The 26,737-nt window shown below is 70.9% G+C and carries 25 protein-coding genes; 10 read left to right on the top strand and 15 right to left on the bottom strand.

Features of this window, described 5'->3' with window-relative positions:
* Positions 1-58 precede the first annotated feature (58 nt).
* The 4 genes from C3481_RS08475 to C3481_RS08460 are packed head-to-tail and all read right to left on the bottom strand — an operon-like array spanning position 59 to position 3,745.
* Positions 59-781 carry a GntR family transcriptional regulator gene (locus C3481_RS08475; RefSeq protein ID WP_071918717.1) on the bottom strand — a complete coding sequence of 241 codons (723 nt, stop codon included), beginning with the start codon at positions 779-781 and terminating at the stop codon, positions 59-61.
* A 31-nt stretch (positions 782-812) separates the two neighbouring features.
* Entirely contained in the window at positions 813-1,553 is a 741-nt protein-coding gene (locus C3481_RS08470) for a triose-phosphate isomerase family protein (RefSeq protein WP_103841628.1), read from the bottom strand.
* 10 nt (positions 1,554-1,563) lie between these two features.
* A complete protein-coding gene (locus tag C3481_RS08465) occupies positions 1,564-2,019 on the bottom strand; it encodes a ribose-5-phosphate isomerase (RefSeq protein WP_023953069.1) in 456 nt (151 codons plus the stop codon).
* Position 2,020: 1 nt separating this feature from the next.
* Positions 2,021-3,745, bottom strand: coding sequence for a dihydroxyacetone kinase family protein (locus C3481_RS08460; protein ID WP_103841626.1), 1,725 nt, complete (start codon positions 3,743-3,745; stop codon positions 2,021-2,023).
* A 116-nt stretch (positions 3,746-3,861) separates the two neighbouring features.
* On the opposite strand from C3481_RS08460, the gene C3481_RS08455 reads away from it, so the two are divergent.
* The 5 genes from C3481_RS08455 to C3481_RS08435 all read left to right on the top strand — a co-directional run bounded on the left by C3481_RS08455 (position 3,862) and on the right by C3481_RS08435 (position 11,646).
* The gene (locus C3481_RS08455; protein ID WP_258039060.1) at positions 3,862-4,266 is read left to right on the top strand and encodes a CrcB family protein; all 405 of its coding nucleotides are present in this window, start codon (positions 3,862-3,864) and stop codon (positions 4,264-4,266) included.
* Positions 4,263-4,649 carry a CrcB family protein gene (locus tag C3481_RS08450; protein ID WP_103841624.1) on the top strand — a complete coding sequence of 129 codons (387 nt, stop codon included), beginning with the start codon at positions 4,263-4,265 and terminating at the stop codon, positions 4,647-4,649. The genes C3481_RS08455 and C3481_RS08450 overlap by 4 nt, the downstream gene beginning before the upstream one ends.
* 120 nt (positions 4,650-4,769) lie before the next feature.
* Positions 4,770-8,228: an efflux RND transporter permease subunit gene (locus C3481_RS08445; protein WP_258039059.1), complete on the top strand. Its 3,459-nt coding sequence runs from the start codon at positions 4,770-4,772 to the stop codon at positions 8,226-8,228.
* A gap of 406 nt (positions 8,229-8,634) precedes the next feature.
* On the top strand, positions 8,635-10,875 hold the full coding sequence (locus C3481_RS08440; protein ID WP_103841622.1) for a DEAD/DEAH box helicase: 2,241 nt from the start codon (positions 8,635-8,637) through the stop codon (positions 10,873-10,875).
* A gap of 111 nt (positions 10,876-10,986) precedes the next feature.
* Positions 10,987-11,646, top strand: a complete 660-nt coding sequence (locus C3481_RS08435) for a hypothetical protein (RefSeq protein ID WP_088379647.1) — start codon at positions 10,987-10,989, stop codon at positions 11,644-11,646.
* Between the two features lie 22 nt (positions 11,647-11,668).
* Here C3481_RS08435 and C3481_RS08430 read toward each other — a convergent pair whose 3' ends face one another.
* Positions 11,669-12,733 (bottom strand): Rv2578c family radical SAM protein, encoded by a 1,065-nt coding sequence (locus tag C3481_RS08430; RefSeq protein WP_023953059.1) that lies wholly within the window; start codon positions 12,731-12,733, stop codon positions 11,669-11,671.
* Between the two features lie 89 nt (positions 12,734-12,822).
* On the opposite strand from C3481_RS08430, the gene C3481_RS08425 reads away from it, so the two are divergent.
* Positions 12,823-14,022 (top strand): M15 family metallopeptidase, encoded by a 1,200-nt coding sequence (locus C3481_RS08425; RefSeq protein ID WP_258039058.1) that lies wholly within the window; start codon positions 12,823-12,825, stop codon positions 14,020-14,022.
* A 122-nt stretch (positions 14,023-14,144) separates the two neighbouring features.
* Here the strand turns inward: C3481_RS08425 and C3481_RS08420 are convergent, their stop codons facing one another.
* The 5 genes from C3481_RS08420 to C3481_RS08400 form a co-directional block, all read right to left on the bottom strand.
* Complete coding sequence (locus tag C3481_RS08420) at positions 14,145-14,714, bottom strand: ECF transporter S component (RefSeq protein ID WP_023953057.1); 570 nt, start codon at positions 14,712-14,714, stop codon at positions 14,145-14,147.
* Positions 14,711-15,622 (bottom strand): siderophore-interacting protein, encoded by a 912-nt coding sequence (locus C3481_RS08415; protein WP_258039057.1) that lies wholly within the window; start codon positions 15,620-15,622, stop codon positions 14,711-14,713. Before C3481_RS08415 ends, C3481_RS08420 begins: the two co-directional genes overlap by 4 nt.
* Before the next feature lie 109 nt (positions 15,623-15,731).
* Positions 15,732-16,550 (bottom strand): energy-coupling factor transporter transmembrane component T, encoded by an 819-nt coding sequence (locus C3481_RS08410; RefSeq protein WP_103841616.1) that lies wholly within the window; start codon positions 16,548-16,550, stop codon positions 15,732-15,734.
* The gene (locus tag C3481_RS08405; RefSeq protein WP_103841614.1) at positions 16,547-18,364 is read right to left on the bottom strand and encodes an ABC transporter ATP-binding protein; all 1,818 of its coding nucleotides are present in this window, start codon (positions 18,362-18,364) and stop codon (positions 16,547-16,549) included. The genes C3481_RS08410 and C3481_RS08405 overlap by 4 nt, the downstream gene beginning before the upstream one ends.
* A 73-nt stretch (positions 18,365-18,437) precedes the next feature.
* Positions 18,438-18,980, bottom strand: a complete 543-nt coding sequence (locus C3481_RS08400) for an ECF transporter S component (protein ID WP_071918705.1) — start codon at positions 18,978-18,980, stop codon at positions 18,438-18,440.
* A 191-nt stretch (positions 18,981-19,171) separates the two neighbouring features.
* Between C3481_RS08400 and C3481_RS08395 the strand changes: the two genes are divergently transcribed.
* Positions 19,172-22,783: a S8 family serine peptidase gene (locus tag C3481_RS08395; protein ID WP_103841612.1), complete on the top strand. Its 3,612-nt coding sequence runs from the start codon at positions 19,172-19,174 to the stop codon at positions 22,781-22,783.
* Between the two features lie 73 nt (positions 22,784-22,856).
* Here C3481_RS08395 and C3481_RS08390 read toward each other — a convergent pair whose 3' ends face one another.
* Positions 22,857-23,504: an FMN-dependent NADH-azoreductase gene (locus C3481_RS08390; RefSeq protein WP_103841610.1), complete on the bottom strand. Its 648-nt coding sequence runs from the start codon at positions 23,502-23,504 to the stop codon at positions 22,857-22,859.
* Positions 23,505-23,576: 72 nt separating this feature from the next.
* Here C3481_RS08390 and C3481_RS08385 point away from each other — a divergent pair, with 72 nt between their 5' ends.
* Together C3481_RS08385 and C3481_RS08380 are read left to right on the top strand one after the other, a co-directional pair.
* Complete coding sequence (locus tag C3481_RS08385; RefSeq protein WP_088379639.1) at positions 23,577-23,906, top strand: helix-turn-helix domain-containing protein; 330 nt, start codon at positions 23,577-23,579, stop codon at positions 23,904-23,906.
* A gap of 33 nt (positions 23,907-23,939) precedes the next feature.
* Positions 23,940-24,473, top strand: coding sequence for a GNAT family N-acetyltransferase (locus C3481_RS08380; protein WP_023953045.1), 534 nt, complete (start codon positions 23,940-23,942; stop codon positions 24,471-24,473).
* Positions 24,474-24,483: 10 nt separating this feature from the next.
* On the opposite strand, the gene C3481_RS08375 is transcribed toward C3481_RS08380, so the two are convergent.
* From C3481_RS08375 to C3481_RS08365, 3 genes are read right to left on the bottom strand one after another with little or no spacing between them, the layout of a single operon-like run.
* A complete protein-coding gene (locus tag C3481_RS08375) occupies positions 24,484-24,888 on the bottom strand; it encodes a hypothetical protein (protein ID WP_103841608.1) in 405 nt (134 codons plus the stop codon).
* A 25-nt stretch (positions 24,889-24,913) separates the two neighbouring features.
* Positions 24,914-25,348, bottom strand: a complete 435-nt coding sequence (locus C3481_RS08370) for a GNAT family N-acetyltransferase (RefSeq protein WP_064955147.1) — start codon at positions 25,346-25,348, stop codon at positions 24,914-24,916.
* A gap of 32 nt (positions 25,349-25,380) precedes the next feature.
* Positions 25,381-25,809 (bottom strand): hypothetical protein, encoded by a 429-nt coding sequence (locus tag C3481_RS08365; RefSeq protein ID WP_064955146.1) that lies wholly within the window; start codon positions 25,807-25,809, stop codon positions 25,381-25,383.
* 162 nt (positions 25,810-25,971) lie between these two features.
* Here C3481_RS08365 and C3481_RS08360 point away from each other — a divergent pair, with 162 nt between their 5' ends.
* Entirely contained in the window at positions 25,972-26,319 is a 348-nt protein-coding gene (locus C3481_RS08360; protein ID WP_064955145.1) for a hypothetical protein, read from the top strand.
* On the opposite strand, the gene C3481_RS08355 is transcribed toward C3481_RS08360, so the two are convergent.
* Complete coding sequence (locus tag C3481_RS08355; protein ID WP_103841606.1) at positions 26,292-26,660, bottom strand: nuclear transport factor 2 family protein; 369 nt, start codon at positions 26,658-26,660, stop codon at positions 26,292-26,294. The genes C3481_RS08360 and C3481_RS08355 overlap by 28 nt on opposite strands.
* Positions 26,661-26,737: the final 77 nt, after the last annotated feature.

The following is a 26,737-nucleotide window of genomic DNA, read 5'->3' as shown; positions in this document are numbered from 1 at the left end:
TCCCGTAGATCCTATAGGAAATAGAGAACGCTGCAAGAGGGAGTTCGCGGCGGCGGGCTCAGGCCTGCTCGAGCCCGAGCGATCGCTGGCGCACCTGCTCGAGGTGATGGAGCATCGAGCGCTCGGGAGCGTCGGGGTCGCCCGTGGCGAACGCGTCGACGAGGGCCTCGTGCTCGGCGATCGCCTCGCGCACGTCGGTCACGCCGTGCCGCACCGACTGCCGCATCCGGTGCAGCTGCGCGCCGAGGGTCTCGGACATCTCGGTGAGATACCGGTTGCCGCAGTGGTCGAACACGACGCGGTGGAACGCGGCGTCCGCGACGAAGTATGCGGCGGTCAGCTCCAGGTCGGCGGCCCCCGCGTTGAGGGCCTCGATGACGCGCTTGCCGATGCTGCGGTGCTCCTCCTCCGCCGCGCGGAGCTCGTCGATCATCTCGGGCGAGGCGGGCGTCGCGAGGCGCGTGGCATGCGTCTCGAGCATGATGCGGGCGTCGAAGAGCTCGCGCAGCTGGTCGAGACCGAGGGGTGGGGCTACCCGATAGCCGCGCAGTGCCTCGCGCGTAACGAGCCCGGTGCGTTCGAGCTGCACGAGCGCTTCGCGCACCGGGGTCTGCGATACGTCGAGCTGGCGCGCGATGGTGTCGATCGACAATCGGCGGCCGGGAACCGCCTCGCCGCTGAGAAGCAACTGGAGGATCCGCTCGTAGACGTGATCGCGCAGGCCGCGCCGCTCGATCGTGGCATCGAGTCCCCGCAGGTTGCCGTCCCGTGATGCGGTCATCGTCCCTCTTCCGGTTCGCACGGAGCGCACCTCACCCCGAGAGGGCGTCCACCTCATCGAGGATGTCACGAACTGCGCGCGGGTCGTGCGCGAACCGGCCGAGGAACAGGCCGTCGACGGCGTCGGAGATCGTCGACAGCAGCCCCGGCCCCGCACTGCCGCCGTAGATGATCGAGATCTCGCGATCGACGGCGCCGATCCGGGATCGCAATCCCGAGCAGATCGAGCGGATGTGATCGGATGTCGCGGGTGCCGGCGCACCGATCGCCCACAGCGGTTCGTAGGCGATGACCACCGCGCCGGTCGCGGCCGCCTCGTCGGCTTCGGCGAGGGCGCTGCGCACCTGCTGCGTGCAGGTCGCGATCGCGGCGTCGAGCCCCGCCTCGTCCTCCTCGCCGACGCAGACGACCGGGACGAGGCCGTTCCGCAGCGCGGCGTGGGTCTTCGCCGACACCACGCTCTCGGTCTCGCCGAACAGGCGGCGCCGCTCGGCATGGCCGACCTCGGCGTAGCGGCATCCGACCTCGGCCAGGACCGCGCCCGAGACCTCGCCGGTGTAGGCGCCGGTGTCGTGCACGGCGAGGTCCTGTGCCCCGACCGCGAGCCGCCCCGCGCGCTCGAGCGCGCCGGGGATCGAGGGGAACTGGGGCGCCACGAACGCCGTGACCCGGTCGCGTGCGGGGTGCTCGTCGAGGATCGCCGCCACCTCCGATACCCAGCTCAGCGTGCGGGCGTGCGAGAAGTAGGTCTTCAGGCTCGCGCCGATGATCATCGGGCGGACCTCACCCCTCTTCGTACGCGCAGATCTCGCGCACCTTCTCGGCCGAGGCGCTCGAGGTGTCGAAGGTGTAGGTGAGCCATTCCGCCGCGAGGCGCCGTGCCAGCTCGATCCCCACGACGCGCTGGCCCATGCAGAGCACCTGGGCGTCGTTCGACAGGATCGACCGCTCGACCGAGTACGAGTCGTGCGCCGTGACGGCGCGGATGCCGGTGACCTTGTTCGCCGCGATCGCGACGCCGAGCCCCGTGCCGCAGATGAGGATCGCGCGGTCGGCCTCGCCGTCGCGCACGCGCTCGGCGGCGGCCGTCGCGACCGCGGGGTAGTTGGTGTGGCTGTCGGCGTCGACGCCGACGTCGATGACCTCGGCGACCAGGGGGTTCGCCTCCAGGTCGGCCTTGATGCGTTCCTTGTACTCGTAGCCGGCGTCATCCGAGCCGACGATCAGTCGCAGTGCCATGTCAGGCGTCCTCCTTCAGGACATCGAGAACCGTGCGGGTCACCAGCGCGAACGAGACCGCGCCGGGGTCGGGGGTGCCCAGGCTGCGGTCGCCGTGCGTACGGGCACGACCGAGCCGGGCGGTGAGCTGGGCGGTCGCCTCGGCGGCGGCCTGTGCGGCGTCGGCGGCGGTGGCCCACGCGTCGAGCAGGTCATCTCCCTGGGCGAGTCGGTCGCGGAGCGTGTCGGCGAACGGCACGATCGCGTCGATCATCGTCTTGTCGCCGACCGTGGCCTTGCCGAACGACATCACGGCATCCTTCATGCGCCCGACGCCCGCGGACAGCAGGGCGGCGTCGACCGCATCGTCGTCGCCGAGGGCCGCACCGAGGTCGAGGAGCATCTCTCCCCAGATCGCACCCGACGTGCCCCCGCCCTTGTCGGCCCAGGCGTCGCCGGCGTGCTGCAGCGCCGTCCGTGCGCCCGCGCCGGCCGCGACGGCGCGCGAGGCGGCGGCCGCGGCCGCGCGACTGCCGCGCTGCATGCCGATGCCGTGGTCGCCGTCGCCCGCGATGCGGTCGATGCGCCCGAGCTCCTCGGCCTGCTCGTCGAGCATCGCGGCGACGGCGTCGAGGGCGCGGGCGGCGACGGCGGACGCGCGGCGCGACGCCTCGGATGCAGGCCCGATCGCCTCGGTCTCATCGTCGTCGTCATCGGCGGCAGCGGCCACCGCGACGCGGCCCTCGACCGAGCCGCGACGGAACGCGGGGGTGTCGCATGAGGCATGCCACAGCCGATCGAGCTCGTCGTCGAGCCAGAGGAGGGTGAGCGAGACGCCGGCCAGGTCGAAGCTCGTGCAGAACTCGCCGACCTCGGGCGAGGTGACCTCGACCCCGGCTTCGGTCAGCAGGCGGTCGACCGCCGCGTACACGACGTAGAGCTCCTCGTACTTCACCGAGCCGAGACCGTTGAGGATCGGCACGACGCGACCGGTCGGGGCGGCGCCGTCCGGTCGTTCTTCGAGCAGGCGCTCGACGAGCAGCTTCGCGAGCTCGGCGGCGGTGGGGATGTCGACCTCGTCGATGCCGGGTTCGCCGTGGATGCCGAGACCGACCGCCATGCGTCCCTCGGGCACCGTGAAGAGCGGCTCGGTCGCGCCCGGAAGGGTGCAGCCGCCGAAGGCGACCCCCAGTGAGCGGGTGCGGTCGTTGGCGTGCCGGGCGAGGCGCTCGACGTCGTCGAGATCGAGGCCCTCCTCCGCGGCCGCGCCGGCGATCTTGAAGACGACGAGATCGCCCGCGATGCCCCGGCGCTTCTCGCGCTCGTGCGCGGGTGCGCTGGAGATGTCGTCGGTGACCGTCACAGTGCGGCAGTCGACCCCCGCCTCGCGAAGGCGGTCTTGGGCCTGGGTGAAGTGCAGGACGTCGCCGGCGTAGTTGCCGTAGCTGAGCAGCACGCCGCGGCCCTCATGAGCGGCCTTCGCGACCGAGCGCACCTGGTGGGCCGACGGCGACGCGAACACGTTGCCCATGACCGCGCCGTGCGCCAGACCGGGGCCGACGAGGCCCGCGAACGCGGGGTAGTGGCCGCTGCCGCCCCCCACGACGACAGCGACCGTCGGCTCCGCGCCGCGGGTCGAGCGGACGACGCCTCCCGTGACGGGGCGGACCCATCGGGCGGATGCCGCGACGAAGCCGGCGACGGAATCCTCGACGAACTCGTCGGGGTCGTTGAACAGACGCGTCATTGCGTTCTCCTCTGCGATGGGGGAGCGAACCTTTCGTCGATCCTATAGGAAATGAGTCGAGGTGTGACCCGGAGTGGCGGCATCCGTCGGCGCATGCCGGGGTCTACGGTGGCGACGTGATCGAGCGGGCGCGCATCTCGCCGCTCACGCTGGTCCTCGTCGTGATCGGCGGTGCGGCCGGAGTCGCCGTGCGCGCCGCGATCACCCTGCCGTTCGCGGGATGGGCTCACCCGCTCGCGGTGCCCGCGCTCACGCTCGGCTGCAATCTGCTCGGATCGTTCCTGCTCGGCGTCGTCGTCGGGCGGTGGGCGGTGAGCCGGCCGCGGCTCCGGGCGTTCGCCGGCACCGGCGTGCTCGGCGGCTTCACGACCTACAGTGCCTTCGCCGTGCAGTCGATACAGGTCGCCACGGCCGCCCCCGTCGTCGGTCTGGCCGTCGTCGTGGTGAGCCTCGTGGGAGGACTCGTCGCCGCGGGACTCGGGCTGGCCCTCGGCACCCGTCGCGAGAGGGATGCCGCATGAACGGCGTCAGCGGCGGGATGCTCGTGGCCCTCGTCGTCGCGGGCGGTGCGGGAGCCGGCATCCGCTACGTGCTCGACGTCGTGGTCACGCGGGGGCGGCGCGACGCCTTTCCCGTCGGCATCCTGATCGTCAACGTCACCGGCTCGGGACTCCTGGGGCTGCTGACGGGACTCGGCGCGCTCGTCGCGCCCGACTGGCTGGCCGTGCTCGGGGTCGGGCTGCTCGGCGGATACACGACGTTCAGCACGGTGTCGGTCGAGACGATCCAGCTCGCGCGGCGCGGCCGGCGCGATTGGGCGATCGTGAACCTGGTCGGCACCTTCGCCGTGGCCGTCGTCGCCGCGGCGATCGGCATCGTCATCGGGGGATTGCTCCCAGACTGAGCCCACGCTGCGTCGGCGACCGCGTGGGATACTGAAGTCGATACATCCATGTATCGACGAGCGCATCGCGCCCGCCTGCATCACACCTACAGCGCCGGTCCGGTGCGCCCGAGGAAACCTGTGTCGAAACTCGCCGTCCTGAGCCTGAAGAATCGCGCGCTCATCGCACTCATCACGATCGTCGCCGCGGTGTTCGGAGGCCTCGCGCTCACGAACCTCAAGCAGGAGCTCATCCCCTCGATCGAGCTGCCCCAGCTCTCCGTGGTCACGACCTACCCCGGCGCCTCGCCCGAAGTCGTCAACACGGATGTCTCGACCCCCATCGAGACCGCGATCCAGGGTGTTCCCGGGCTCGAATCGACGACGGCGACCAGCTCGACGAACGCCTCGATCATCCAGGCCTCGTTCACCTACGGCACCGACCTGGCGACGGCCGAGCAGAAGATCCTGCAGGCCATCAACCGGATCGACAGCCAGCTGCCCGACGGGGTCACCCCGAGCGTGCTGAGCTTCTCGCTGGATGACCTGCCCGTGATCCAGTTGGCCGTCACCGGCTACGACGACGCCGAATCGGTGCAGGCCCGGCTCGAGAGCACCGTCATCCCCGATCTCGAAGACGTCGACGGCGTCAACGCGGCCCAGGTCGTCGGCGGCCGCGTCGAGCGCATCACGATCACCCCCGACCAGGCGGCGCTCGCCGAGGCCGGCTTCACGCAGCAGGCCATCCGCGACGCCCTCGACCAGAACGGCGTGCTGTTCCCCGGCGGCGAGATCACCGAGGGCGACCAGTCGCTGACCGTGCAGACCGGCGCGAAGATCGCCTCGGTCGACGAGCTGTCGGCGCTGCCGCTCGTGCCGACGGATGCCGCGCAGCTCGCCGGCGGCACGACGACGATCGGCGATGTCGCGACCGTCGCGCAGGAGCCGTCGCCGATCACCTCGATCTCGCGCGTCGACGGCGAGCCCGCCCTCACCATCGCGGTCACGAAGCTGCCCGCCGCGAACACCGTCGACGTCTCCCGCGGCGTCCTCGACGCGCTGCCCGCGCTCGAGGACGACCTCGGCGGCGACGCGCAGTTCACCGTCGTATTCGATCAGGCGCCGTTCATCGAGCAGTCGATCGAGGCCCTCGCGCAGGAGGGCCTGCTGGGGCTCGTGTTCGCGGTGCTCGTGATCCTCGTGTTCCTGCTGTCGGTGCGCTCGACGATCGTCACCGCGATCTCGATCCCCACGAGCGTGCTCATCACCTTCGTCGGCATCCAGGCATTCGGCTACTCGCTGAACATCCTGACCCTCGGCGCCCTCACGATCGCGATCGGCCGCGTCGTCGACGACTCGATCGTCGTCATCGAGAACATCAAGCGGCACTACGTCGAGGGAGCCGACAAGCTCGCGGCCATCACCCTGGCCGTTCGCGAGGTGGCCGCCGCCATCACGGCGTCGACGATCACGACCGTCGCGGTGTTCCTGCCGATCGCCTTCGTCGGCGACCTGACCGGCGAGCTGTTCCGGCCCTTCGCGCTGACCGTCACCATCGCGATGTCGGCGTCGCTGTTCGTCTCGCTGACGATCGTGCCGGTGCTGGCGTACTGGTTCCTGCGCCCCGGCAAGCCCGTCGTCACCCCCGACGGCCGGCGCATCGACCCCGAAGACCCCGAAGCGCCGCCGTCGCGACTGCAGAAGGCGTACCTGCCGATCCTCCGCTGGACCCTGCGTCACTCGGCCGTCACCCTCGTGCTCGCGGTTCTCGTGCTTGGTGGCACGCTCGCCGCCGTGCCGCTGATGAAGACGAACTTCCTCGGCGACTCCGGTCAGAACACCTTCACGATGACGCAGACGCTCGGGCCCGCGGCATCCCTCGAAGCGGAGGATGCCGCCGCCCAGCGCGTCGAGGACGCGATCACCGGCCTCGAGGGGATCGACGCCGTGCAGGTGTCGATCGGCTCGTCCGGATCTCAGCTGCGCGACGCCTTTTCGGGTGGAGGCGGCGGAGTCACCTACTCCATCACGACCGACAGCTCGGCCGACCAGCTCGACGTCCGCGACCGCGTGCAGCGCGCCGTCGCCGACCTCGAAGGCGTCGGCGACATCCAGATCGCCGCGGGCGGCGGCGGATTCGGCTCGAGCGACATCGAGATCGACGTCACCGCGCCCGACCAGACGGCGCTGCGCGAAGCGACCGACGCGGTCGTCGCCTCGCTGCAGGATGCCGACGGCGTCAGCCAGGTCACATCGAACCTCTCGGCCTCGCTGCCGTACATCGCCGTGACCGTCGACCGCGACGCGGCGGCATCCCGTGGCCTGTCGGAGGTCGCGGTCGGCGGCATCGTCTCGGGCACGATGCAGCCGCAGTCGATCGGCACCGTCGAGATCGACGACACCTCGCTCACCGTCTACCTCGCGGCGTCGCAGGCGCCCGCGTCGATCGACGAGCTGCGTCAGCTGACGATCCCGACGGCCGGCGGTCCCATTCCGCTGCAGGACGTCGCGACCGTCGAGCAGAGCGAGGGACCGACCTCGATCACGACGCAGCGCGGTCAGCGCACCGCGACGGTCACCGTGACCCCCTCGGGCGACGATCTCAACGCGGCATCCGTCATCGTCTCGGACGCGCTCGACACCGTCGAGCTGCCGCAGGGCGCGGACGCCGAGATCGGCGGCGTGCTCACGCAGCAGCAGGACGCCTTCGGACAGCTCGGGCTCGCCGCGCTCGCCGCCATCCTCATCGTCTACATCGTGATGGTCGCGACCTTCAAGTCGCTGCGGCAGCCCCTGCTGCTCCTCATCTCGGTGCCGTTCGCGGCGACGGGGGCGATCCTGCTGCAGATCGCGACGGGCGTGCCGCTCGGCGTCGCCTCGCTCATCGGTGTGCTGATGCTCATCGGCATCGTCGTGACGAACGCGATCGTGCTGATCGACCTCGTGAACCAGTACCGCGAGAAGGGGCTGTCGGCCCACGACGCGACGATCGCGGGAGGGTCGCGGCGTCTGCGACCGATCCTCATGACCGCGCTCGCGACCATCTTCGCGCTGACGCCCATGGGCCTCGGGATCACCGGCCACGGCGGCTTCATCTCGCAGCCGCTGGCGATCGTCGTCATCGGCGGGCTCATCTCGTCGACCCTGCTGACCCTGCTCGTGCTGCCGACCCTCTACAACCTCGTCGAGGGGGCGCGCGAGCGCCGGGCGGCGCGGCGCCGGGGTGATGTCGGTGCGGGTGCTGGTTCTGTTTCGGGTGCTGGTTCGGCGGGGGACGGGGCGTCTGCGGCGCCGATGACCCGGCGCGAGCGGCGCCTCGCGGAGGCGGCGACGGCCGAGCCGACCCACCTCGTCGTTCCGGTCGACGGTTCGCCGGATGCGCCCACGCATCTCGTCATCCCCGTCGCGCCGGATGACCACGACCACGCCGGTGCCGGTGCCGGTGGTGGTGGTGCTGGTGGTGCTGGTGCTGGTGGTGCTGGTGCTGATGGTGCTGGACGGCCGGTGGATTCCGGCGAGCCGGGTGCTGGGTCGTCCCGTCGGCAGGCTCGGCGCATCCCCGGACCGTCTCGCGGACCCCGTCGCCGCCGCCTGGTCTGATCGCGGCACGCTCCGGACTCGCACCGGGCTCGCACCGGGCCGTCGGCTTGCCGGCTTGCCGCGATGCAAGGGATCGCTCGCGGCGCGCCGTGGCCGGGAGCGAGCGCCGGGGTGTTGCGCCGAAACCCTTGCATCGCAGCATCCATTGCCCCGGCCCCCGACCCCGGCCCTTGCTGTCGGCCCCGACGCCGCGGCGGGCGGATTCCCAGGCGGATGCCGTATGGTGGGCGGGTCGGCTCTGGGCAGCGCGTGATCGCGACAGGTTTTGTGAGTCCATGGGGCCGATGGTGAGCGCCGATCGGCGCGCATGACCATCATGTGAATGGCCCCCGGCCGACGGATGTCCGGGTTTGCCCGCGTGCGCGCGGGCGCTGTTCTCGTGCAGAGAACCCAGAAGGACACACCCATGCCCAAGAACAAGAAGCCGGCCGGCGGCCGCGCGCAGAACTTCGAGCCCCGCTACGGCAAGAAGACCTCGTACCAGGACGCGAAGCGTCGCCCCGGCCAGTCGTCGGCCGGAACCCCCGGCAGCAAGAGCCCCGGTCACCGCGGCTACCGTGCCGAGAGCGAAGACACCGGCCGCAAGAACCGCTGGTCTTCACAGGACCGTGCGGGTCGTGACGAAGCCCGCGGCATCCGTTCGCAGGCCCGCGACGACCGCGGCGGACGTGGCGAGCGCTCCTTCCGTGACGACCGGGGCGGTCGCGATGACCGAGCGCCTCGCGAGCAGCGCGGCTACGGAAACGACCGCCGATCGGATGCCGGTGGCCGACGCCCCTACGAAGCGCAGCCTCGCGACGACCGCCGGACCTTCGGCGACGCGCGTCCCTCGTTCCGCGACGACCGTCCGCGTCGTGACTTCGGCGACCGCCCGGCCCGTTCGTTCGATGACCGTCCCCGTCGCGACTTCTCGGACCGTCCGAATCGCGATGACCGTCCGCGTCGTGACTTCGCTGACCGCCCACGCCGCGACGACCGTCCCGCGCGTTCGTTCGATGATCGCCCCCGTCGTGATTTCGGCGACCGCCCGAACCGGGATGACCGTCCGCGTCGTGACTTCGGCGACCGCCCGCGCCGCGACGACCGTCCCGCGCGTTCGTTCGACGACCGTCCGCGTCGTGACGTTGGTGACCGCCCGAACCGGGATGACCGTCCGCGTCGTGACTTCGGCGACCGTCCGCGTCGCGACGACCGACCGGCGCGTTCGTTCGACGACCGTCCGCGTCGTGACTTCTCGGACCGTCCGAACCGTGACGACCGTCCGCGTCGTGACTTCTCGGACCGCCCGCGCCGCGACGACCGCCCCGCGCGTTCGTTCGACGACCGTCCCCGCCGCGACTTCGGCGACCGCCCGAACCGTTCGGACTGGAATGCCGAGACCAAGTCGAAGGCCCACCAGGACCACGTCGACACCGTCCACGAGCGCCTGCAGGCGGAGGCCGTGGATGCGGCATCCGTCGCCCAGTCGTCGTTCGCCGACCTCGGCCTCGGCGACAACATCGTCCGTCAGCTCGAGGCTCTCGGCGCAGCATCCCCGTTCCCGATCCAGGCGGCCACCATTCCGCCGATCCTCGAGGGCAAGGATGTGCTCGCCCGCGGCCGCACCGGCTCGGGCAAGACCATCGCGTTCGGCGCTCCGCTCGTCGAGTCGATCCTGCGCAGCCAGGCCGGCAAGCGCCGCGAGTTCGGGCGTTCGCCGAAGGCCCTGATCCTCGCGCCGACGCGCGAGCTGGCGCTGCAGATCGACCGCACCGTGCAGGCGATCGCGCGCAGCGTCGGCCTGTTCACGACGCAGATCTACGGCGGAGTGCCGCAGGCGCGTCAGGTCGGTGCGCTCAAGAAGGGCGTCGACATCATCATCGGCACCCCGGGGCGCATAGAGGACCTGCAGAACCAGGGCAAGCTCGACCTCTCCGAGGTAGGAATCGTCGTGCTCGACGAGGCTGACCACATGAGCGAGCTCGGCTTCCTCGAGCCCATGCAGCGCATCCTCCGCCTCGTGCAGGACGGCGCGCAGAAACTGCTCTTCTCCGCGACGCTCGACCGCGAGGTCGCGGCGCTGGTCGACGAGTTCCTCGTCGAGCCCGCCGTCTACGAGGTCGCGGGCGAGAGCCAGGACACCTCGACCATCGACCACCGCGTGCTCGTCCTCGACCACCGCGACAAGGCCGAGATCCTCAACTCCCTCGTCGATCGCGACGGTAAGACCCTCGTCTTCGCCCGCACCCGTGCCTACACCGAGATGCTCGCCGAGCAGTTCGAGGATGCCGGGATCGCGGCGGTCGCGCTCCACGGCGACCTCAACCAGGGCAAGCGCACGCGCAACCTGCAGCGTCTGACCGACGGCAAGGTGCGGGTGCTCGTCGCAACGGATGTCGCTGCCCGCGGCATCCACGTCGACGACATCGATCTGGTGATCCAGGCCGACGCTCCCGATGAGTACAAGACGTACCTGCACCGTGCGGGCCGCACCGGCCGTGCCGGTCGCTCGGGCGCGGTCGTCACCCTCATCACGCGTCAGCGCCGCCGCCGCATGACCGAGATGCTCGAGCGTGCCGAGATCGACGCCCCCTTCGACGATGTGCGCCCCGGCGACGACATCCTCGAGGAGGTCTCGGGCCGACAGCTCGCGAACGTCGACGCCTGACCCGACACCCCGCCCTCGCGCGCGTGCGCGGGGGCGGGTGCGCATTAGCGACATTCTCATGAAAGCGCGACCGGGTTCCCCTGCACGGCGGATGCCGCTGGGCTGAGGAGCATGCATCGCACACGAGGACTTTCGATCGGGACCGCCTGCGCTGCCGCGGTTCTGTTGCTGTCGGGATGCACAGTCCCCGGCTCGGAGGTCGCGCCCGCTGCGACCGAGCCGGGCTCGTCGGCGGCGTCTCCCCCCTCGTCGGCCGCGCACTCGTCCCCGACGCCGACCGCGACAGCTGAGCCGCAGCGGACCGGAATACCGGCGCACTTCGCCATCCCGGAGTGCGCGGCTCAGGTCGATGATGCGATCGTCCAGGCCGCCTTCGGCGCCGACGTCGTGCTGATCGCCGACACGACGGACACGTGGAAGCCGGTCGGACCCGCGGCCCAAGACGCGCTCGCCGCGTCCGATGATGCGACGGCCTGCCTGTGGGGTGTGCCCAGATCAGGACGAGCGGTGTCGATAGCGGTCGTCAGCGCTTCGGAGGCGGCTCCCCGCCTGATCGCGGCACTCCGCGACGCGTCCGACACCTTCACGGAGGAACGCTCGGGCACCGCGACCGTCTTCACCGGCGACGCCATCGAGGCGGGTGATGTGAGCACGGCCGTGACCTACGTGTTCGACGGTGCCGCATGGATCACCGTCGGCGGCGGAGAGCTCGCGACGCCCGACACGACCCGCGACGTCGCCCTTGCGGTCCACTCCGCGCTCCCGCGCTGACGGCATCGCCGCCCTCCCGGCCTCAGAAGAGGGTGGGAACGGATGCCGTTGCAGCGGCGCGGCCGCGCGAGGTCGTGACGACCGGTCCCGGCCGGAACCGTCGGGTGCTCGGCTGCGCCTCTTCCTCTTCGAGACCGCCGCGCAGTCGATGCCGCGCGAGCAGGGGTCGAACGCGCGCTGCGAGCATGCGCCGGTAGCCCTGAGGTGCCTGCACCGCGGCCCCGGGGTACAGGCCGCGGTACACCGGCAAGAGGTCGGGGCGTTCACGCGCGAGCCACTGCTGGAACCATGGTTTGACGCCCGGTCGCAGGTGCATCGCGCCGTAGACGACGCGGGCGGCGCCGGCATCTGCGATCCGGCTCAGGGCATCGTCGAGTACCTCGGTCGAATCGGTGAGGTGCGGCACGATCGGCATGAGGAACACCGTCACCCGAAACCCCGCGGCGCTGGCCGCTCGCACCGTGTCGAGGCGCGCGGCGAACGTCGGCGCGCCGGGTTCGAGCAATTGGCGCAACGGCTCGTCGAGCACCGCGATCGACATCGCGAGATCGACCGGCACGGAACGCGCCGCCTCGGCCAACAGCGGCAGATCGCGTCGCAGCAGCGTGCCTTTCGTCAGCACCGAGAACGGCGTGCCGCTGTCGACGAGTGCCGTGATGATGCCGGGCATCAACCGGTAGCGGCCCTCGGCGCGCTGGTAGGGATCGGTGTTCGTGCCGAGGGCGACCTGCTCGCGTGCCCAGCTCGGCTTTGAGAGCTCCCGACGCAGCACGTCGGCGACGTTCAGCTTGACGACGATCTGCGAGTCGAAGTCGGCCCCCGCGTCCATGTCGAGATACTCGTGCGTGCCACGGGCGAAGCAGTAGACGCAGGCATGCGTGCATCCCCGGTACGGATTGACCGTCCAGTCGAACGGCATCGCCGACGGGCCCGGAACCCGGTTGAGCGCCGAGCGTGACATGACCTCGTGGAAGGTCACTCCCGCGAACTCGGGCGTCGTCACCGAGCGCACGAGGCCATTGAGCGTTTCGAGGCCGGGCAGAGCAGCGGCATCCGCCACGCCCACCTGCTGCCCCTGCCATCGCATGAGAAGATTCGAACAGAAATTCGAAGCGATGTCAATCACGAAGGAGGCGTAACCGGCGGCCGGCGGGCTCGCAGGGCAGAATGGGGGTCGTGGCGCACCCGACCGAGCCGGAGACGCGTCGCTCGCGACGCGAGCGGTCGCCGGAGACGCGACCCCTTCCGACGCGCCGTGAGCTGCGCGAGCGCGCCGCCGGTTCCGGGTCTGCCGTGTCGCGTCCGCCGGAGGATGCCGCATCCGCGCCGGCGCGCGAGGGTGGTGGCTCGTCCGAGCCCGGCGTCCTGACGGCGTCCGTCCGTTTGCCGGCATCCGTCTATGTCCGCCGCCGCGCCGTCGCCGGCGCTGCGGCCCTCGCGCTCGTCGGGCTCGTCGTCGCGGGTGCCATCGGCACCACGTCGGCGCTGAGCGGATCGGATGCCGCTGCCGCCGACCCCGTCGCTGCGCTCCTCGGCGACACGGCGGGCAACGCGCCCACCGCGTCGAGCCTCCCGGCGCCCGCGCAGTCCGGCGACGCGGACTCCGCTGCGCAGCCGGTCGACGATGCCGCGACGGATGCCGCCGCCGCGGGCGACATCTGCTCAGCTCCGGGCTTCGCGGAGGCGCTCTCGTCCGGCTCGGACGCCGACGTCATCGCCGCGGCCGGGGGAGCCGAGCCCTTCCGCGCCGCGATCACCGCCGGGGCGGCCCCGTGCATCGACCTGCACGAGGCCGGGCGCACCTGGGTCGTGGTCAACAAGCTCAACGCGCTCGATCCGATCGACTACTGGCCCGAGCCGCAAGCGCGCGCCGAGGGCGTCGAGCGGACCAGCGGGGGGCACATGCGTGCGGACGTCGCAGCAGCCCTCTCGCAGCTCGCGGCAGCCGCGAGCGACGAGGGTGCGGGCACGATCGGGGTCAACAGCGGGTTCCGCTCGTACGACTTCCAGGTGTCGACGTACCGCAACTACGTCGGTCAGCTCGGACAGAGCAACGCCGACCTCACCAGCGCCCGCCCCGGCCACAGCGAGCATCAGACCGGCCTCGCCGTCGATGTCGTCGCGTGCGACGGGGGATGCGGAGCCATCGAGCAGTTCGGCGGCACGGCGCAGTCCGACTGGGTGGCCGCCAACGCGCATCGCTTCGGCTTCATCATCCGTTACCCCGACGGCCGCACTGACACGACCGGCTACGAGTACGAGCCCTGGCACCTGCGCTACATCGGTCCCGAGCTGGCGGCGCTCTACGCAGACGGCGGCTACCGCACCCTCGAAGACTTCTTCGGGATGCCCCCGGCCCCGACCTACGCCGACTGACCTGCCGCGGCGCTCGCCGGGCCGTCGACTCGCCAGGTTCTGCGGATGCTGCACCCCCCGCATCCGCATTTTTCGGCGAGTCGACGGAGGAGGGAAGGGGAAGGGGAAGGGGGAAGAGGGGGTCAGGCGGGCGTCCGGCGGCGGGCTAGGGTCGCGACGCCGGCGGCGCGCAGGCGGTCGCCGATCAGGATGCCGAGCCACGTGGCCACGAGGCAGCTTCCGATGCACAGGGCGATGAACCCGACGAGCACGGGCGTGGCCATGCTCCACAGGTCGAACGACTGCGCCGCGAAGACCGGGTAGGTCGCACCGATGATCGCGGCACCCGCGTAGTGCAGCCACGTGTTCCAGCGCCGGTAGAGCGTCGCGAGGAACGGCAGCTCGGGGAAGAACGACCAGTACAACATCGTCGCAACCGATCCGATCGTGAAGAACGGCGCGAGCACGAGCCCCGAGATCAGCCCCACGAGCAGCCCCGCTCCCGGGCGTTGCAGCAGCCTGAGAGCGATGACGGCGGGGAGAACCCACAGCCCGGCGATCGCCACCGTCGCGAACGGCACCGTGAGGAACAAGGTCGTCGATGCGACCCACGCAGGCGCGAGCAACGCGCTCGCCGCGACGCCGATCGCTGCGCAGGTCAGCAGGTACGCCGTCGAGACGCGTGCGGCGCGAGATCGGGCCGAGGTGCTCATGCCGTTGCCTCCGATTCCGCCGACCTCGGAGCCGCGTCGGAGGGCGCGTGCTGTTCCCTCGCCTGCGACCTCGGAGCCGGCGATCCCGCGCCCTCGCGCCAGTAGCCGACGAAACTGATCTGCTCCTTCGGGATGCCGTGGTCGGCGATGAGCATCCGTCGAGCGGTGGTCGGCAGCGACTGCTCACCGACGACGAAGGCATGGAGCGACTGCGCAGGCACGGCGCCCGGCGCCAACGCGCTCAGCGCTGCAAGGGCGGCTGACCCCGGCTTCGCGTCGGGCGCCCGGACGAGCCACCGGACATCGACCTCCGGAGGCGCTTCGATCTCGAGCACGTCGTCGCTCGACGGGGCCTCGATGAGCGCCATCCCGGATGCCGTTCCCGGCAAAGATGCGCAGATGGAGGCCACGGCCGGTGCACCCGTCTCGTCTGCGACGAGCAGCACCCGGTCGACACCTCGCTCGGGGTTGAAGCGCAGTCCCTCGTCGATGATGACGACGCTCTCTCCCGCGTGGGCCTGCGAGGCCCAGCGCGAGGCGGGGCCGGCGGTCGGTCCCGAGCCGTGCAGCACGAAGTCGACGTCGATCTCGGCGCCGCCCGACGATCCCGACGGCCGGTACGCACGCACCGAGTAGTTGCGCATGACCGGCCGCTCGCCCTCGGGGATACGGAGGTACTTGAGGTACCCGAACAGCTTGTTGGCCTTCGCGGGGATGCGATCGAGGGCCTCATCGCCGCCGAGCGGCAGGAAGAGGCGGAACCACTGGTCGTAGCCGAGCGGCACGAACCGGTCGATGTCGCCGCGGCCGAACGTCACCCGCATCCAGTGCGGAGCGAGCCGCTCGGCGCGCAGCACCTCCAGACGCACCAGGCCGGGCGTCGTGGGCTTGACGAGGTTGCGGGTCATGCGCAGCATCCTTTCCGGGCTCGCCACAATCCGTCGACTCGCCAGCAAATGCGGATGCGGGTGCCCCCGCATCCGCGATACGTGGCGACTCGACGGGGTGTGGCCGGCATCAGGGGGTCCAGGGGAAGAGGGGAATGAGGATCGCGGCCGACGCGATCCAGAAGACCACGATGAAGACGACGTCACGCCGCCGGAACGGTACGAGGTGGCGCTCGGTGCGATCGCGGTGTGCGCCGAAGGCGCGCGAGTCCATCGCGAGCGCGACGCGTTCGGCGTGGCGGATGGCTCCTGCGAGCAGGGGGACGACGTAACCTCCCCACCGCGCGATCGCGGCGAACGGCCCCCGCCCGCCGTGGGCACCGCGCACCCGGTGCGCCTGCCTGATGAGGTCCAGCTCGTAGCCGAAGCGCGGCACGAACCGGAACGCCGCGAGCGCCGTGTAGCCGACGCGGTAGGGCACCCGCAGCTGCTGGACGGTCGCCCGCACGAGGTCCGGCCCCGTCGTGGTGAGTCCGGCGATGAACGCCAGCGCGGCGATCGCTCCGAGCCGCAACCCGGTCGCCATCCCGATCTGCAGCGCCCCGGCGTGCAGGCTCCACGCGCCGAGCTGGAGCAGCACGGGGGTGTCGGCCACCCGCGCAGCGTCGACCCACAGCGACATCCCCGCGCCCACGAGCAGGATGCCGACCGGCACGGCGACCGCGAGCAGCAGAACGGTGCGGAGCGTCCAGCGCGCACCGACGATCAGTACCGCGTAAGCGAGCGCGAGGATCGCGAGCGGCGTCACGAGGTCGCGCGTGAAGATCAGCGCGACCATCGCGGGGACGGGCGCCGCGAGCTTGGCCAGCGGGTTGAGTCGGAACAGCAGCCGACGCGATGCCGGCGCGGCCGCGTAGGGATCGATCGCGGTGGTCGCCGTCGCGCTCATCGCCGGCCTCGCGGGTCTCGAGGGCCTCGCGGCAGATCGCGGAGACGCGCGACGCCCGCCAGCTCCGGGAACACGTCGAGTCCGTGCAGGGCGCGCCGCAGCGGCGGCATCCGAAGCGCCGCGGAACGCAGCAGCTCGTCGTCGCCGAGGATGTCTGCGGTCGGACCGTCGGCGACGATGCGGCCGTCTCCGACGACGACGCAGCGCTCGGCGTACTCGCTCACCAGCTGCATGTCGTGCGTGACGACGAGGATCGTCGTGCCATCGCGGTTGAGGTCGCGCAGCAGGTGCAGCAGCTCATCGGCGCGCGCGCGGTCCTGGCCGAACGTCGGCTCGTCGAGCGCCAGCACGGGAGCGCCGGCGATGAGCGCTGTGCCGACCGAGAGCCGACGCTTCTGACCGCCGGACAGCAGGAACGGATGCCGGCCGGCGTGCGCCTCGAGGCCGAAGCGGCGCAGCATCCGATCGACGCGCTCGCGGATCTCCTCGGCGGGCACCCGCTGGCGCCGCAGGCCGTGGGCGAGCTCGTCGAACACGGTGTGCGTGACGAACTGGTGCTCGGGGTTCTGGAAGACGAACCCGATGCGCTCTGCCACTGCGCGCGGGTCCGCCCGGCTCGGGTCGATACCGCCGACGTCGATGCGCCCGCGCGGTCCCCGGACGACGCCCGCGATCGCCTGGACGAGGCTCGTCTTCCCCGCCCCGTTCGCGCCGACGATCGCGACGAACTCGCCGGTCGCGACCTCGAGGTCCACGTCGTGCAGCACCGTCGTCCGGCCTCGACGCAGCGTCAGACCGCGCACCGAGACGGCGGGTGCGGTCGCGAGCCTCGGAGAGTCGCGCGAAACTCGGAGCGGACCGGGGGATGTCTCCGACGACGGTGCAATCGTCCGATTCTCGCGCCCGGATGCCGCGGCCTCGAGCCCCGCGCGCAGCTCATCGGGCGTCAGGGGGAGCGGGTCGAGCGGGTAGCCGGCCTCGCGCAGGTGCAGGGCCGCGAGGGTCGAGATCGGCAGCCACACGCCGATCTCGTGCAGCTCGGCCGCCCGTTCGCGCAGCACCGCGTCGATCGGGCCGTCGGCGATCGTACGGCCGCCGTGATCGAGGACGACGACGCGGTCGGTGAAGCCGATCGCCGCGTCGAGATTGTGCTCGACGAGCAGGATCGCCCGGTCGCCGGCGGCGGCGATCTCGCCCAGAGCGGCGTAGACGTCTTCCATGCCCTCGGGGTCGAGGTTCGCGGTGGGCTCGTCGAGCACGAGCAGGGGGGAGTCCATCGCCAGTGCGCACGCGATCGCAAGGCGCTGGCGTCCCCCGCCGGAGAGGCGGTCGGGGTTCTCGTGCCGCCGCTCCCAGAGACCCATCCGGCGCAGCGCACGCTCGCTGCGGTCGAGGACGTCGTCGACGGGAAGCCGCAGGTTCTCGGGGCCGAAGGCGACCTCGTCGAGCAGGGTGCCGGTGACCAGCTGCGCGTCGGGGTCCTGGAACACCATGCCGACACGGGTGCTCAGGCGCGGAATCGGGGTGGTCGCGGCATCCTCGCCCGACACGAGCACCCTGCCCTCGGTCGTCGCCGGGATCGACTGGGGGATGAGCCCGTTGAGCGTCAGCGCGACCGTCGACTTGCCCGAACCGCTCGGCCCCAGCAGCAGCACGACCTCGCCGGGAGTGACGGTGAACGACGCGCCGCGCGTCGCCACGGCATCCGATCCCTCGTAGGTCACGGCGAGATCGCGCACGGCGAGCAGCGGCGCGGATGCGGTCGCAGCGACCGGCGTCCCCGCCGTGGCGGCACCGGATGCGGCGGATGTCACGGGCGTCCTCGGATCGGATCGGTTGCGCTTAGCTTAGCCGACCCTAACTTGGGCTCGAAAGGCCGGCAGGGGCTCAGCGCCGGGCGACGCCGGCGCGGCGGAGGCCGACGCCGATCCACAGGCCGATCGCCGTCCAGACGACGGGGCCGAGCACGGCCAGGATCAGGTAGGTGACCTGAGCCCACAGCGGGAGGGCGCTGAGATGAGCGGCGAAGAACACCGCGAGGGCGACGACGACGCCGATGACGAGACCCGAGACGAAGAACCGCCAGGGCGCCCACGAGCGATAGCGGACGAGAGCGGCGACGCCCTCCTGCAGGCCGCCGAAAAGGACGGCGGTCCCCAGGAACTGGAACGTGTAGGGCGGCGCGACGGCCGACGATGCGAGCGCCGCGATCAGGTGCGTGATGAGCGCGACCCAGGGCAGCCGCAGGGTCTCCTGCGCGACGATTCCCGGCAGCACGTGGATGCCGAGGAGGAAGCCGTAGACGATCGGCAGACCCGTGATGACGGGGACGGCGAGCCATCCCTCGATGCCGCCGAGCAGACCTGTGGCGACGCCGATGGCAGCGCAGACGAGCAGAACGCGCGTCGAAAGGCGGGATGCCGGGGCCACCCGCCCAGCCTATGGGACGCGCGCAGGGCGGTTCCCTCGTGAGCCGTGAGAAATGCCTCGGTCGGGGTGGCGCTTCCGTGACCTGAATGAAAGCCGAGGGTTCCTTGTGTCGGAACTGTGAGCTAGGTTGACTTCACCGCGCGCCGCCGACGCCGCGCGGACTGCTCATCCATCCCCCCACTGGAGCGCACATGGTTCGCACCACCCTGCGAACAGTCGCGGCTGTATCCCTGGCTGCACTGTTCACGAGCTCTGCCGCAACGGCATCCTTCGCTGCAACGGGAGAGGGGGTGAACATCCCGGTTCCGATCGAGAGCGAGAGCGGGCGCTACATCGTCCTGCTCGATGAGGCCCCTGTCGCGACCTACGAGGGCGGCGAGGCCGGCCTCGCGCCGACCAAGCCTGACGAGGGCGAGCGTCTCGACGCCCAGTCCCGCGCCGTGACCGACTACTCGGGCTTCCTCGAGCAGCGTCAAGAAGAGGTCGCGAGCGAAGTCGGCGCGACTCCCGACGCGACCTACCAGACCACCCTCAACGGGTTCGCGGCTCAGTTGACGGCCGACCAGGCGGGCAAGCTGGCTGCCAAGAAGGGCGTGCTCGGCGTCTTCCCCGACGAGATCCGCCACGTCGACGCCGTGCCGTCGACCGAGTTCCTCGGGCTCGAAGGCACCGGCGGTGTCTGGGAGAAGGTCGGCGGCATCGATGCGGCGGGCGAGGGCGTCGTCGTCGGCGTCGTCGACACGGGCATCGCGCCCGAGAACCCCGCGTTCGCCGGCGACGCGCTCGGCACCTCGCCGGGCGATCAGCCCTACCGCGACGGTGACGAGGTCGTGTTCACGAAGGCCGACGGCGGCGAGTTCCGCAGCACGATCGTCGATCAGGATGCCGGCACGAAGGATGCCTGGGACCCGTCGCTCCTGAACACCAAGCTCATCGCTGCGCACTACTTCGGCGACGGCGCCGCGGCCAACGGGTTCTCGTTCGCCGACGACCACCTGTCGCCGCGCGACGGCGACGGGCACGGATCGCACACGGCGAGCACCGCCGCGGGCAACAACGGCGTCGAGGCCACCGTCGAGGGAATCGACTTCGGCTCGATCTCCGGCGTCGCACCGGCGGCCAAGGTCGCGTCGTACAAGGCCTGCTACGTCGGTCCCGACCCGCTCGTGACGACCGACGACATCTGCGCCCTGAGCGACCTGCTGGCCGCGATCGACCAGGCCGTCGCCGACGGCGTCGACGTGATCAACTACTCGATCGGCGGCGGCTCGGCCACGACCGTGCTCGCGCCGGAAGACATCTCGTTCTTCAACGCGGCAGCGGCCGGTGTCTTCGTCGCGACGAGCGCCGGCAACTCCGGACCCGACCCGGTCACGGCCGACCACGCGTCGCCGTGGTACGCCACGGTCGCGGCATCCACGATTCCGACCTGGGAGGGCACCGTCCGCCTCGGCGAGGAGGGCGACACGTCCGCCGCGCAGTTCCCCGGCGCGTCGGTGTCGGTCGGATTCGGCGACACGATCTCGGGCCCGTCCGTGTTCGCCGGCGATGCCGGCCTGGCCGGCGCCACGACGCCCGAGCTCTGCCTGCTCGGCTCGCTCGACCCGGCGAAGGTCACCGGCAAGATCGTCGTCTGCGACCGCGGATCGAACGCTCGTGTCGAGAAGTCGCAGGCGGTCGAAGAGGCCGGCGGAATCGGCATGATCCTGACCAACGTCACGCCCGCCTCGCTCGACAACGACTTCCACTCGGTTCCCACCGTGCACGTCGCCGACACCGCCCGCCCGGCTGTGCTCGAGTACGTCCAGGGAGGCACCGACCGCGTCGTCACCCTGATCGGCGAGAACGTCACCGGCACCGAGACCCCGGTTCCCCAGGTGGCGGGCTTCTCGAGCCGCGGACCGATGCTCGCCGACGGCAGCGACGTCATCAAGCCCGACATCACCGCTCCTGGCGTCGCGATCCTCGCGGCCACCGAGAACGGCATCGGCGAGGACCCGACCTTCGGCATCCTCTCCGGCACCTCGATGTCGTCGCCGCACGTCGCCGGACTCGCCGCGCTCTACTTCGGCGAGCACCCGCAGGCGACGCCCGCCGAGGTGAAGTCGGCGATGATGACGACCGCCTACGACACCGTGGACGCAGCCGGCGACGCCGTCACCGACCCGTTCACGCAGGGTGCCGGTCAGACCGACCCGACGAAGTACTTCGAGCCGGGCCTGCTCTACCTGAACGGTCCGGCCGACTGGGCCGCCTACCTGCAGGGCCTGGGGCTGCGAGACTTCGGTGTCGACCCGATCGACCCGAGCGACCTCAACCTGCCCTCCATCGGCGTCGGCGCGCTCGGCGCGCCGCAGACGGTGACCCGTACGATCACGGCCACCGAGGCCGGGACGTACGAGGCGCAGGCATCCGTTCCCGGCATCGACGTGCAGGTCTCGCCGTCGTCGGTGACCCTCGGCGCCGGCGAGTCGGCCACGGTCGAGATCACGCTGTCGCGCGTCGATGCTGCGATGGGCGAGTGGGCCACCGGCTTCCTCACCTGGACGGGCGGGGCGAACGACGTGCGCTCGCCGATCGCGGTGTTCCCGGTGCCGGTCGACGCTCCCGAGTCCGTGTCGGGCGCCGGCACGACCGGCTCGGTCGACGTCACGGTCGCGCCGTCGCTGACGGGTGAGATCGACCTCGGCCTGTCGGGTCTCGTGCCGCAGGAGCTGCGCGTGAACCCGGACTTCCCCGAGGTGCCCGGCCACTCCGGTGACCAGGACTCGTTCTACGACGAGGGCGAGGCCGGCTTCAACACCTACGAGATCGTCGACGTCCCCGAGGGCACCGAGTTCGCGCGCTTCGCCGTCGAGACCGAGGCGACGGAGACGACCGACCTCGACATGACGGTGTACCGCGTGGTCAGTCCCGACGACCTGCGCTACTACGAGCAGTGGTCGTCGGCGACGGCATCGGCCAACGAGGCCGTCTCGCTCACGGCCCCCACCGCGGGCACCTACCTGGTCAAGGTCAACCGGTACTCGTTCAGCGAGCCCTTCACCTACGACCTCACCACTGCGGTCGTGGCGGCGGGAGCGACGGGCGGCGAGTTCACCGCGACCCCCGACCCGCTGCCGACGGTGCAGGGCGAGAAGGCGACCTACACCCTGTCGTGGGCGGGCCTCGAGCCCGAGACGTCGTACCTCGGCGTCGTTCGCTACGGCGACTCCTCGATCCGGACGATCGTCGAGGTCGAGTCGGGCCAGGGTGCGCCGGTCGCGGTCGTCGCTCCCGAGGTGTCGGGGTCGGCGAAGGTCGGCGGCACGCTGAAGGCGACCGCTGGCGAGTGGGACCCCGCAGAGGTCGGCGTCGCGTACCAATGGCTTCGCGGCGGCGAGCCCATCGAGGGTGCCACCTCGGCGTCGTACAAGGTGACGCGCGCCGATGTCGGCACGGCGCTGTCGGTGCGGGTCACCGCGACGGCGGAGGGCAACCCCCAGACCGGAACCGCGGTGTCGAACGAGGTGTTCGTCAAATTCGCCTCGGCGACGACCGTGTCTCTCAACCGTTACGTCGGAACGGCCTCGCAGCCCTACGTCGTCTCGGTGAAGGTCACTCCGACCGGTGGCGCCCCCGCGACGGGCACCGTCGACATCTGGGTGAACTCGACCCGGTACAGCGCGGATGTCGTCGACGGCACGGCGCGGGTCGAACTGCCCCGGCAGTCGCGCGGGCTGAAGGTCGTCGTCGCCACCTACAACGGCAGCGACACGGTCGAGGGATCGCTGGGGCTCAGCGGATTCCTCGTGCTGTGGTGATGACCGGCTGACGCACTTCTGTGCGGATGCGCGGGGCGCTCGGACTTCGGTCCGGGCGCCCCGTCGTCGTGTTTCAGGCGGTGCGGGATGCTGCGAGCGCACGCCCGGCGCTGACGGCATCCCGTTCGGCGTTGGCGCGCAGCTCGGCCGCGGCTTCGGTGAAGGCGTCGAGCGCAGGGTTCACGCCGACGAGCGTGAAGGGACGGTGGACGACCGTGAGGTCGAGGCCCCACACGTCTGCGAACACGCGCCGGAGCCACCCGGTGGAGTGGTCCCAACCCTCCTTCGGGCTGCCGGGCTCGTAGTTGCCGCCCAGCACGGTGACGAGCGTCGCCGGCTTGCCGCGCAGAGCGGTTCCCTGCGGGTCGATGCGCGGGTCGGTGTAGGCCAGGTCGAACCACGTCTTCACGTGCTGCGAGACGCCGTAGTTGTACAGCGGCACGGTGAACAGCAGGGCGTCGGCACCGATCAGCTCGTCGGCCAGCTGCTCGCGCAGGGCGATCGCGTCGCGCTGGCCATCGGTCTGCTGCTCGGCGGGCGTGAATCCGGCCGTCACGGCATCCCGCCATGCGGTCGCGGGGACCGGGTCGGCGGCGATGTCGCGGCGAACGACATCGCTCGAGGGGTGGGCGGCGAGCCATTCGGCCTCGACGAGGTCGCCCAGCTCGCGGCTGGCAGAGGTGGCGGGCAGGATGCTGGCATCAAGGCGGAACAGGGTCATGCGCTTCTCCGATCAGAGGGGCTATGAAAAACAAAGCGACTTCGGGAACGCTAGCACACGTACGATGGAGGCATGACCGATGCCCACGACGCGCGACAGTGCGACGCCGCGGTGTCGCATGCGTTCTCGGTGCTCGGCAAGCGGTGGAACGGCATGATCGTCGACGTGCTCGGGCAGGGCGAGCTCTCGTTCGTCGGCCTGCGTCGCGCCGTCGCCGGTATCAGCGACGCGGTGCTCTCCGACCGGCTCACCGAGCTCTCGGATGTCGGACTCGTCGTCCGGCGGGTCGAGCCGGGACCGCCCGTCGCGGTCACCTACGCGCTGACCGAGGCCGGCTCGCGCCTGGTGCCGATCCTCAGCCAGCTGGGCGAATGGGCCGACGGCAACCTCACGCGGCGCTGAGCGCGTACCGGAGACAGCCCGAGAATAGAGACCGTGATCAACGGCTTGAACCTCCCGGCAACCGTCCGCGCCCGCTCGGCGGATGTCGTCATCCGTCGCGCGACGTCGGATGATCTCGATGCGATCGTGCTACTGCTGTCGGACGACCCGATCAGCGCGGGGCGTGGCGACCTTGCCCGCGACGAGGACCGCGGCGCGTACGCAGACGCGCTCGAACGGATCGTCGCGAACCCCGCCAACGAGCTGCTGGTCGCGGTCGACGAGACGGGGCAGGTCGTGGCGACCCTGCAGCTGACCCTCATCCCCGGGATGGCGCGGCGGGGGAGCACCCGTCTCCTCGTCGAGGCCGTACGCGTCGCGAGCACCGAACGCTCATCCGGCATCGGCACGGCGCTCATGCGGTGGGTGATGGATGCCGCGGCGGTCGAGCTCGGCGCCTCTCTCGTGCAGCTCACATCGGATGCCGCGCGCGTCGACGCGCACCGCTTCTACCGCAGGCTCGGGTTCGCCGACTCGCACGTCGGGTTCAAGTACGCCGTGCCCTCGGCAACGACCAGCGCCCGATGACGGAGATTCGTCACGAGCTCTGTCTGGTGAACGGCCAACTCTGCGCGTGCGTGAAGGGGAGAGCGACCACCTGCACGGGGTCCTCGTAGAGGATCGTTCCCGGATGAGTCGTCCGGACCTCGTGCCAGGGAACGTCGTAGCGGTCGAGCAGGTCGAGGTATCCCGCCGTCAGCGCGAGAATGTCGTGCGCTTCAGTCTTGAACCACGAGCGCCCGCCGGGAGGCGCATACGGGCCATAGGCCTCAGCCGGTGCGTCGTAGAGGCTGTTGGCGCGATCGTTCGCCGCCCGCCACCAGACTTCGTCCTCGGGTTGGAGCATGCCGTCGTGCGCCAGGCCGTTCGCTAGGGCGAAGACGCCGGGAAAGCGTCCGTTCCGGTTGGGAACCGCGCTCTGGAATCGGACGAATCGCTGCACACGGCGACGATATCGGCGTTCGAGATCAGGCCTCTGCCCGCAGGGTCAGCCACACGTCGACGTCGTCCTCGCTGTCGAGGGTGAAGCCGTGCCGCTCGTACAAGCGCCGCGCGGCGCTGCCCTGCAGGACGTTCAGGCGCGTCGGTCCGTCGTGCGGCTGGGAGATCACCGACCGTAGAACGGTGCTGCCGATGCCTCGCCCCTGCACGGAGACGGGTAGGTAGAAGTGCTCGATCCAGCGGGTGGCGCCGTCCGGGCGGGTCGTGATGCAGCCGGCATCCGTTCCCGCGACGACGATGATGCGGGTCCACTCGGGACGGAAGCCCGCGCGCATCCGCTCGCGCACGCGGTGCTCGTCGAAGCGGCCGAGGCGCTCGAGGTCGACGCGCAGCACGTCGGCGCGCAGGTCGACGAGCCACTCGATGTCGGCTCGGACCGCGGGGCGCAGAGTGACGTCCATCCCACCGAGTCTAAAGACCGGCCGGATCCGGATCACTGGGCCTCCTGCGCCGGCGTCCATGCGTAGAACGTCCCGTCGCTCTCCGCCACTGCCCACTCGCCACAGACGGCGACACGGTCGATCGCGTAGACATCGGGAGCCGAGGCGATCTCCATGGTCGGCGCCGAGACCCGCTCGACGTCCTCGCACGCTGCAAGTCCGTCCTCGCTCGAGAACAGGAGTGACTCGGCCTCGGCCCGGGTCGACACGACCCGCGTGATCTCACGCGCGTCGGGCGGCAGCCACGCGGGTGCTTCGCCGCGCGCCTGCGCGAACTCCTGGGCCGTCGCGTAAGAGCTCTCCGCTCGACCGTAGGCGACCGAGTCGATGGCGGCGCAGCCCGACAACGTCAGCAGGATGGCTGCCATGCCGAGGGCGGCGGCGCCGGGTGGGATGTCGTGGGGGAGGCGGGGCTTCGTCATGCCATCGACGCTACGAAGACCCGCTGTCTGCGTCGTCGCTCGTGTGGATGAGCGACATCAGCCTCGCGGATGATGTCGCAGCCGTCCCCGCCGATGTCGACAGATGCCAACCGTTCAGTTGGATTCTGCTAGCGTTAATCCAACCGAACGTTTGGAGTTTTCATGCGACCGCTTCCGCGCCCCCTTCAGGCACTCGTGACGTGGGCGGTGATCCTGCCGCTCTCACTCGGAGTATCGGCTCTCACCGCTCCGATGACCGCTGGCTGGCCCGATGTCGCGAGGACAGCTCTGGTGATCACGGTCGTCGTGCCGCTCGCCGTGTTCTGGGCAGTGCCTCTGCTCGCTCGTGCTGTGCAGCGGATGCGGGGCACGCCGGCTGCGGTCATCGCGGCGTCGTGCCCCGCCCCGGGCCTTGCCGGCAAGCCGTCGACCACGTCGGCCTGCGCGACGAATCCGGACCAGGCCTCCGGTCGCGGCGCCGGTCATCTCCACTCGCCTTCCCAGGTGTAGAGATCGTCGGTGACGGCGTACTCGCGAAGCTGCGCGATCTTGCCGTCGCGCTCGGTTGCGATGGTCGCCCCCAGGAGCGTCCGGTCCTCACCGTCCTGGTGGTACTCGAACCGCCACTCCGCCACGAGCAGATCTCCGGCCCGGGCTTCGTTCGTGATCGTCCAGTCGAGAACGCGCGACCCCTCCTCGTTCCACTTCTCGCACCACTCCCGCACACGCTCCCGGCCGTAGTACACAGGCCCGAAGCTCTCGGTGATCACGACATCCTCCGTGACGGTCTCGACGATCCGCTCGGTGTCGTTCGTCTTCCACGCTGCGATGTAGTCGGTGAGAGCGCTCATCGCACCATTCAACAACCGCGCTTCGCCCGGGCGCACTGGGCGCAGTTTGCGCCCACAGCGAAGGTGACTCCTCCGCG

The sequence above is a fragment of the Microbacterium sp. Ru50 genome (genome assembly GCF_002920555.1).
GTDB lineage: Bacteria > Actinomycetota > Actinomycetes > Actinomycetales > Microbacteriaceae > Microbacterium > Microbacterium arborescens.
This window is presented reverse-complemented; position numbering and strand designations above follow the sequence as displayed.